The sequence below is a fragment of the Mesorhizobium sp. M8A.F.Ca.ET.021.01.1.1 genome, from assembly GCF_003998025.1.
In the GTDB taxonomy this organism is placed as follows: domain Bacteria; phylum Pseudomonadota; class Alphaproteobacteria; order Rhizobiales; family Rhizobiaceae; genus Mesorhizobium.
Genome location: NZ_RZSJ01000266.1, coordinates 1 through 7,788, shown reverse-complemented (window position 1 = coordinate 7,788; position 7,788 = coordinate 1). Strand labels below are relative to the sequence as shown.

General features: G+C 64.0%; 8 protein-coding genes. 5 read left to right on the top strand and 3 right to left on the bottom strand.

Annotation, left to right across the window (positions count from 1 at the left end; all coding sequences use genetic code 11):
* The 3 genes from EOA36_RS20155 to EOA36_RS20145 form a co-directional block, all read left to right on the top strand.
* Positions 1 to 871, top strand: an 871-nt coding sequence (locus EOA36_RS20155) for a YcjX family protein (protein WP_189553282.1), incomplete at its 5' end; no start/stop codon positions are given.
* Positions 868 to 1,953, top strand: coding sequence for a TIGR01620 family protein (locus EOA36_RS20150; protein WP_127279124.1), 1,086 nt, complete (start codon positions 868 to 870; stop codon positions 1,951 to 1,953). The genes EOA36_RS20155 and EOA36_RS20150, both read left to right, overlap by 4 nt.
* A 123-nt stretch (positions 1,954 to 2,076) precedes the next feature.
* Positions 2,077 to 2,628 carry a hypothetical protein gene (locus tag EOA36_RS20145; RefSeq protein WP_127279123.1) on the top strand — a complete coding sequence of 184 codons (552 nt, stop codon included), beginning with the start codon at positions 2,077 to 2,079 and terminating at the stop codon, positions 2,626 to 2,628.
* Between the two features lie 123 nt (positions 2,629 to 2,751).
* Here EOA36_RS20145 and EOA36_RS20140 read toward each other — a convergent pair whose 3' ends face one another.
* From EOA36_RS20140 to EOA36_RS20130, 3 genes are all read right to left on the bottom strand, one after another.
* The gene (locus tag EOA36_RS20140; protein WP_027029131.1) at positions 2,752 to 3,018 is read right to left on the bottom strand and encodes a hypothetical protein; all 267 of its coding nucleotides are present in this window, start codon (positions 3,016 to 3,018) and stop codon (positions 2,752 to 2,754) included.
* 179 nt (positions 3,019 to 3,197) lie between these two features.
* Positions 3,198 to 4,406, bottom strand: a complete 1,209-nt coding sequence (locus EOA36_RS20135) for an MFS transporter (protein ID WP_127279122.1) — start codon at positions 4,404 to 4,406, stop codon at positions 3,198 to 3,200.
* Positions 4,407 to 4,466: 60 nt separating this feature from the next.
* The gene (locus EOA36_RS20130) at positions 4,467 to 5,456 is read right to left on the bottom strand and encodes an AraC family transcriptional regulator (protein ID WP_189343655.1); all 990 of its coding nucleotides are present in this window, start codon (positions 5,454 to 5,456) and stop codon (positions 4,467 to 4,469) included.
* 162 nt (positions 5,457 to 5,618) lie between these two features.
* On the opposite strand from EOA36_RS20130, the gene EOA36_RS20125 reads away from it, so the two are divergent.
* Positions 5,619 to 7,454, top strand: coding sequence for a monovalent cation:proton antiporter-2 (CPA2) family protein (locus EOA36_RS20125; RefSeq protein ID WP_127279121.1), 1,836 nt, complete (start codon positions 5,619 to 5,621; stop codon positions 7,452 to 7,454).
* Between the two features lie 15 nt (positions 7,455 to 7,469).
* On the top strand, positions 7,470 to 7,788 hold a 319-nt coding region (locus tag EOA36_RS20120; protein WP_127279120.1), incomplete at its 3' end, for a DUF924 family protein.

Here is a 7,788-nt window from a genome sequence, read left to right as displayed (position 1 = left end):
CGCCGCCTATCTCAAGGCATGCAAGCTCGACGAGCGAGCGCTTTCGACCTTGCCGCCAGGACGTTTCCTGATGCCGGGCGACCTTGAAGGCTCGCCCGCGCTGACTTTCGCGCCGCTGGCCGGCCTCGGCGACAGGCGCGCGCGCAACGGGTCGTTGCATGCCATGATGGAACGGCGCTACGAGGCCTACAAGACACATGTCGTCAAACCGTTCTTCCGCGAGCATATCACGCGTCTGGACCGCCAGATCGTACTCATCGACGCGATGCAGGCGCTGAACGCCGGGCCTGGCGCGATGGCCGACCTGGAGCGCGCCGTCACCGAGATCCTCAACTGCTTCCGCCCCGGCCGGGGCAGCTTCCTCACCGACCTTTTCTCCCGGCGTATCGACCGCATCCTGGTTGCCGCGACCAAGGCCGATCATCTGCACCACGAAAGCCATGACCGGCTGCAGGCGATCGTGCGGCGCCTGGCCGACCGCGCCGTGGCGCGGGCGAATTTCACCGGCGCCGATGTCGACGTGGTCGCGATGGCGGCCGTGCGCGCGACCCGCGAAGGCACCGTCAAGCAGGGCCGGGAAACATTGCCTGTTATCATCGGCACGCCGATCGCCGGCGAGAAGATCAATGGCGAAACCTTCGACGGAAAGACGGAAACAGCTATATTTCCTGGTGATTTACCGGAAAAAATTGATGCTGTTTTCGATCTTTCGGGACCGGACCACAGGCAGGACTCCACAGACCCGGCAATCCGCTTCGTCCGGTTCCGTCCGCCCAAACTCGAACGCACGGCCGAAGGCGTCACGCTGTCGCTGCCGCATATCCGGCTCGACCGTGCCCTGCAGTTCCTGATCGGAGACCATTTGGCATGACAGCGCCCCGCAAACCGGCGGCATTCCGTATCGAGCCGGAAGCCGCGGCGAAACAAGACGCGCCACGAGCCCGCCAGGCCGAACCGTCGCGCAAACCACGCTCGGTGAAGGCCGATGTGGCGCTGGTCATCCCGGCGGAGGTCGACGTCTTCGACGAACCGGACATTATTGCCGCCGAGCCGTCGCCGTCGGTCGCCCCCCGAAAACGCTCGGTTCTCGGCAGCATCTTCTTTGGCGCCTTCGGCGTGCTGGTTTCGCTGGCTGTCGGCCTGTGGACCGACCAGTTGATACGCGATCTCTTTGCCCGCGCCGAATGGCTGGGCTGGCTCGCCGCCGGCATGGCGGCGACAGCGTTGCTGGCGCTTCTGGTGATCCTGATTCGCGAATCCCTGGCGATCGCCCGGCTCGCCGAGGTCGAAAAGCTGCAAAAGCGAGCCCTCGACGCCATCGCGCGTGACGATCCGAAAGCGGCGCGATCTGTGGTCGATGAACTGTCGGCCTTTGTCGCGGCCAAACCCGAGACCGCGGCCGGCCGGCGCGCGCTGGCCGAATTGCGCGGCGAGATCATCGACGGCGCCAGTCTGGTACGCCTGGCGGAAGCGGAAATCCTCGGCCCCCTCGATGCCAGGGCCAAGGTGATGGTCCTCGAGGCCGCCAAGCGCGTCTCGCTGGTGACGGCGGTGAGCCCGCGCGCGCTCGTCGACGTCGCCTATGTCGTCTTTGAGGCCGGGCGCCTCATCCGCCGGCTGTCGGAACTCTATGGCGGACGACCCGGAACGCTGGGTTTCTTCCGCCTGGCGCGCAGTGTGCTGGCGCATCTGGCGGTCACCGGCTCGATTGCCGTCGGCGACAGCTTTGTCCAACAGATCGTCGGCCACGGCCTGGCGGCGCGCCTCTCGGCCAAGCTCGGCGAAGGCGTCGTCAACGGCATGATGACGGCGCGCATCGGCATCGCCGCCATGGAGACGGCGCGCCCCCTGCCCTTCAGCGCTGCCAAGCGCCCGGGACTGGGCGATTTCCTCGCCGCGCTGACGTCGTTTGCGACAAGGAAAGACGCCGAAACAAACGCACCCGACAAATGACGAGCGCCTCTTTCGCGGCACGATGGGATTGCGCTTTCGAGGCCCTGAGGTGACGAAGCATTAACCAATCTTCTTCATGGTCAAACCGGTTTCAAACAGCCTCGTTGTTGCCGGGTGTCGTCGATGAAAAGCGTAATTCTGTCCAGCATCTTGCCCCTGGCGGCGGCGATCACAGCAGTCGCCGGTATTGCCTCCGGGGCTTGCGCCGGAGAGCCGGACAAGCAGTTTTTCCAGTCGGCCGAAGGCAAGTGGGTCGGCCCCGGCGAAATCGTCGCCGGCAAGTACAAGGGTACGAAATTCAACTGCAGCTTCACCGGCTCCACCCCCGACGGCAAGACGGGCATGACGCTTGACGGCGGCTGCCGGGTCGGCATGTTCACCCAGCCGATGTCGGCCAAGATCGAGCGCAACGGCCGCGACTACAAGGGTTCCTTCATGGGCGGCTCGGCCGGTGCCGGGCTCGATATCATCGGCGGCAATGTCGTCGACGCCCGCAAGGTGGTCTTCACCATCAACCGCAACCAGCTGCGCGGCGTCATGCAGGCACGCATTCCCGACGACAATTCGATGACGGTGACGGTCGCCGTGCGCGTTCAGGACCAACTGGTGCCGGTGATCGGCATGAGCCTTAAGCGAGTCGATGCCGTCGAAGTCGGCTCCATCACGCCGAACTGAGGCGCACCCCGCCTCCATTTCTTTAAGCAATTCCGGATGGTTCTTGGCATTGCTGGGATACCCCCAAACAAAAGAGGCGGCAGCCCATCGCCACCGCCTCCTTTGAAACAAACGAACCGGGCGTCAGCCCTTGATCGCGGCGGTCACCTCGTCATAGGCCTTGCAGGCGTCGGCCAAGGTCGTGGAACCCTGATACTTGGTCGTCACCGCCTGGACCTTGGCGGTCAGGTCAGCCGCCTTGGACGGGTCCTTGGTGATCGCCTCCTGCAGCGCGGCGGCCATGTCCTGCGCTTTCTTGGTTGCGATCTCGGTCGTGCATTCCGGCGCCTTTGAACAGGCCGAACCGGCAAGCACCGCCAGCCCGACGGCAACGAGCAAAAACTTCTTCATGTCAGTCATCTCCTCAAAAGGGCGCGACTTGATCGCCGCTCACCCCCAATGGCCGAAGCCGAGCGTGCTTAGCCTTCGATTGTGGCAAGATGCAACGCGTTACCGACGTTAACTTGTGTAGCGCGCCTGCAATATCGCCAACGGCCGGATTCAGGCTGCTGTGTCGGCGGCGGCAAAGTTCAGCTACGCGGTTGTAGCAGCGCCAAGACGGCCGTCGATGCGGCAAGGATGGCCGTCACGGTCAAAGGCGCTGTCGGGCCATAGGTGTCCACAACATAACCGCCGACAACCGCACCGGTGGTGATGGCGACCTGAAAGGAGGCGACCATCAGGCTGCCGGCTGCTTCCAGCGCGTCAGGCGCCGCGCGAGACAGATTTGTCGGCAGCACCACAGGCGCCATGCCGAAGGCGAAACCCCACAGGGTGGCGAACCCAAAGGCAACGCCGATGTGCACGCCCCAAAGCACCAATGCCAGCGCCGCGAACGCCATCAATGCGGCCGTAACCACGAGAGCCACGTGGATATTGGCGTCGGCCATGCGGCCACCGGCAATATTGCCGATCACAGCCGCGATGCCAAATCCGAGCAATGCCAGGGCAATTGGCCCGGTTGCAAGGAGCGTCACGTGTTCGAGAAAGGGACGCACATAGACCGAGCCGGCAAAATGCCCCGTCATCAGCAAAAGGATGGCGAGCATACCGAGTTGAATGCCACGCCGCCGTGTCAGCCGAAAGACGTCTGCAAGACTATTGCTTGCCGTTGCAGGCAAGGTCGGCAGGCTGAGCAACTGCAGCAGCATGGCAAGCAAGGCCAACCCCGCCGTCATGGCCATGGCGCTGCGCCAACCCAGCCAATCGCTGATCAACGCGCCCATCGACGGTGCGGCAATTGTTGCGAGCGAGACGCCGAGGGTGACGATCGCCATGCCCCGCCCCGTCGCATTGGCGCCAACCAGCCTCGCCACGACGGCGACCGAAAGTGCCCAGAAAGCGCTGAGAGCGATCCCCAGTCCGGCCCGGCCCAACAATAACAGCCAGAAATTGGGCGCCAGCGCCGCAAGAATGTTGGAACCGACCGCCAGGGCCATGAGGCCGACAAGCACCGTCTTGCGGTTCAATCGGCCGATGAGGACATTGCTCAACATGGCCGTCACGGCGCCGACGGAAGCGGTGGCGGTGACCACCTGCCCGGCCGTCCCCTCGCTGATGCCGAGATCGCGCGCCATCGGCGTCAACAGACCTGCCGGCAGGAATTCGGCGGACACCAGCGCAAAGCTGGTTGCCGCCAACGAAAGGACCGCGAACCATGTGGTTGCGCTCCACGTCGCCGGCGCGGCGGCATCAAGGTCTATCGCCGCGTCTTCAAGCTGTAATGTTGTGTCAGTCACGGAAGGATCTCCAAAGTTTGGAGATCTTTCATAAACGAGTCTTTTCGGATGATATGTATCTCAAAATCCGAAATTCATGTCTATTCGTCCAGGAATTGTGCGACGCACAACGCCCGGCGAGACATTGGTGATGCGCTTGAAGGCGCGAGCGAAGGATGCCTCGGAATCATAGCCCAAGCGGGTAGCAACCTCGGCCACCGACAAGCCGTTTTGTCCCAACAACTCGCGGGCAAGCTGCATGCGCAGACGGGCGAGATAGCGTGCCGCGCCTTCTCCCAATACGGCGCTGAAGCGCTCCGCGAAAATCGAGCGCGATTGGCCCGCCAGGCCGGCGAGGCTTTCGAGCGTCCAGTTATGGCCGGGGTCTCGGTGCATGGCTGCCAGAGCGCGGCCGATATGAGGGTCGCGGATGGCCGCGAGCCAACCGGTGGTCGAAGTTCCCGTGCAATTGACCCAGCAACGAATGAGCCGGGCTGTCAGCAAGTCCGCCATACGCGACAAGATGGTGGCGCTGCCCATCTGCGGTTGCGCGGCCTCCGCGGTCATTGCCGCCAGCAAAGGACCAACGACCGGGTCATTGCCGGCAACGTCGCAACCCTTGATGAGAGGTGGCATCAACGCGATCAATGGGTTAAGCGCACAGGCGCCCAAGGTCATGGAGCCGCAGAACAGGGTGCTTGTCGCGCCCGTGCCTTCCCGCACGACTTCGCAGACGTTGCCCCCCAACTTGGTCACCTGGCAATCATCGAGCGAGCCGCCTGCGACGTCCGGCGCGCTAGCCAGCCGATGGGCGATGCCTTGCGGCAGCAGCACCAAATCGCCATTGCGCAACTCATGCCATCCCTGCGCTTCGGTATGGATCCAGCATGGACCCTGACTTACAAAGTGAAAACGAAGGAGCGGTTGCTCCGGAAAGGCGATGCTCCACGGATGTCGGAGCTCGCATCGGCCATAGTTGACGCCACTCAAGCGAAAGTCTTGCAGGACTTCGCTGAGCGCATCCATCGGAATATGTGGCGCCGAAGACGACCGGGACGAATGGTCAGGCATTGGGCAGATATAGACACCAATCGTCCGACAGGCAAGCGGAGACCGTTGTTCCACCAGGGGAATCGCTTCGACGGCACCCCTGCCGGCCCTGGCAGGCTCCCCGCCCTTGCCTCCCGCTCCAACTGCATGCAAGGAGTGATTTCGGACACAGGGACAAGAGGCATGGCAGCGGAAGCATCAGGCAGCGATCTCATTCAGGTGGTGGCGCTGCTTGCCGCAGGGGTCGTCGCCGTCCCCATCTTCAAGCGCATGGGTCTCGGCTCGATCCTCGGATATCTCGCCGCAGGCGTGGTGATCGGCCCGTTCGGCATCGGTGTCTTTTCCGAATCGGGAGCCATCCTGCATGTCGCCGAACTCGGCGTCGTCATGTTCCTGTTCATCATCGGCCTGGAAATGCAGCCATCGCGGCTCTGGGGCCTGCGCCGCGAGATCTTCGGGCTTGGCGCGCTTCAAGTCGGGGTCTGCGCGGTGCTGCTGACTGGTGTCGGCATGGCCGGAGGGTTTCCGATCGCGCAATCCTTCGTCGCCGGGGCCGGTTTCGTGCTGACCTCGACGGCCATCGTCATGCAGCTTCTGGAGGAGCGCGGCGAAATCGCCTCTCCCAAGGGCCAGCGCATCGTCTCCATCCTGCTGCTGGAGGATCTGGCCATCGTGCCGCTGCTCGCCCTGATCGCTTTCCTGGCGCCCGGCGGTGCCGATACCAGCCTGTCGGAGCGGCTGACCGAGGTCGGTATCGGCCTCGCCGCGATCGTCGGACTGGTGGTGGCGGGACGCTACCTGCTCAATCCCTTCTTCCGCATCCTGGCGGATGCCCGTGCGCGCGAGGTGATGACGGCCGCGGCTCTGCTGGTCGTGCTCGGGTCGGCGCTCGCCATGCAGCTCAGCGGCCTGTCGATGGCGATGGGCGCCTTCCTGGCCGGGGTGCTGCTTTCGGAATCGACCTTCCGCCATCAGCTCGAAGCCGACATCGAACCGTTCCGCGGCATCCTGCTCGGCCTGTTCTTCCTTGCGGTCGGCATGTCGCTCGACCTGCATGTGGTGGCCGCGAACTGGAAGCTGATCGCCATCTATGTCGTCGCCTACATGGTGATGAAGGCTTTCGGCATCTACATCGTCGCCCGCATCCTGAAATCAGGCCACCGCGAGGCACTGGAGCGCGCGGTCTTCATGGCGCAAGGCGGTGAATTCGCCTTCGTACTCTATTCCGCGGCCGCCGCCGTCGGCATCATCGACGGCCAGGCAAACGCGACGCTGACGGCGATCGTCATCATCTCCATGGTGCTGACGCCGCTGGCGATCATCGCCTTGCGCCATTTGACGCCGCGCGACGAGCAGTCGCTGGACGGCGTCGAAATCGCCGACGGCCTGACCGGCAGCGTGCTGATCATCGGCTTCGGCCGCTTCGGCCAGATCGCCAGCCAACCACTGCTCTTGCGCGGTATCGACGTCTCGATCATCGACAACGATGTCGAGATGATCCAGGCGGCCGCCGATTTCGGCTTCAAGGTCTACTATGGCGATGGCACGCGGTTGGACATCCTGCACGCGGCCGGGGCCGGCCGGGCGCGGGCCGTGCTGATCTGTGTCGACAAGCCCGACGCCGCCATCCGCATCGCCGAACTCGTCAAGGCGGAGTTTCCCTTGCTTACGGTGTTGGCACGTGCGTTCGACCGCGGCACGGCGCTGCAGCTCATCCGCGCCGGCGTCGATTATCAGCTGCGCGAAACCTTCGAATCGGCGCTCGTCTTTGGTGGCTCGACCCTCGAGGCGCTGGGCGTCGATCCCGAAGACGTCGCCGAAACGATCGAGGACGTCAGGCGTCGCGACACGGCCCGCTTCGAGACCCAGCTCGCCGAAGGCATCCGCTCGGGACAGCGTTTCCTGAAAGGCAATATCGGCACGCCGATCCCGACCCCGCTTTCCACGCCCCGCCGTCCTGGCCAGGCGCTCAACGAGGAAACGGCCGGCGTCCTGCATAAATCCGAACCGGCGGATTGAACGGGGAAATCAACGATGGAACTGAACAGCAGAGCCCTCTCGGTCACCAAGTTCTGGCGCGACGCCGGCGAGGATGCCTGGTTCGAGAAGAACGACGCATTCGATGCCGATTTCCGCGCCCGCTTCCTCGACCTCCATTACGCCGCCGCGCGGCGCGAATGCGACGACTGGTCAGGACATGCCGAAGGCTCGCTGGCGCTGATGATCCTGCTGGACCAGTTTCCGCGCAATTGCTTTCGCGGCACCGGCCATATGTTCGCGACCGACCCCCTGGCAAAGCATTTCGCGCAAAAGGCGGTCGCTGCCGGCCACGATTTGGCGCTGGAACCGGAGG

Excerpts from the sequence above, each read along its gene's own strand:
- EOA36_RS20140 (WP_027029131.1), bottom strand. The coding sequence starts at position 3,018 with ATGAAGAAGTTTTTGCTCGTTGCCGTCGGGCTGGCGGTGCTTGCCGGT.
- EOA36_RS20130 (WP_189343655.1), bottom strand. The coding sequence starts at position 5,456 with ATGCCTGACCATTCGTCCCGGTCGTCTTCGGCGCCACATATTCCGATG.
- EOA36_RS20125 (WP_127279121.1), top strand. The coding sequence starts at position 5,619 with ATGGCAGCGGAAGCATCAGGCAGCGATCTCATTCAGGTGGTGGCGCTG.
- EOA36_RS20150 (WP_127279124.1), top strand. The coding sequence starts at position 868 with ATGACAGCGCCCCGCAAACCGGCGGCATTCCGTATCGAGCCGGAAGCC.
- EOA36_RS20145 (WP_127279123.1), top strand. The coding sequence starts at position 2,077 with ATGAAAAGCGTAATTCTGTCCAGCATCTTGCCCCTGGCGGCGGCGATC.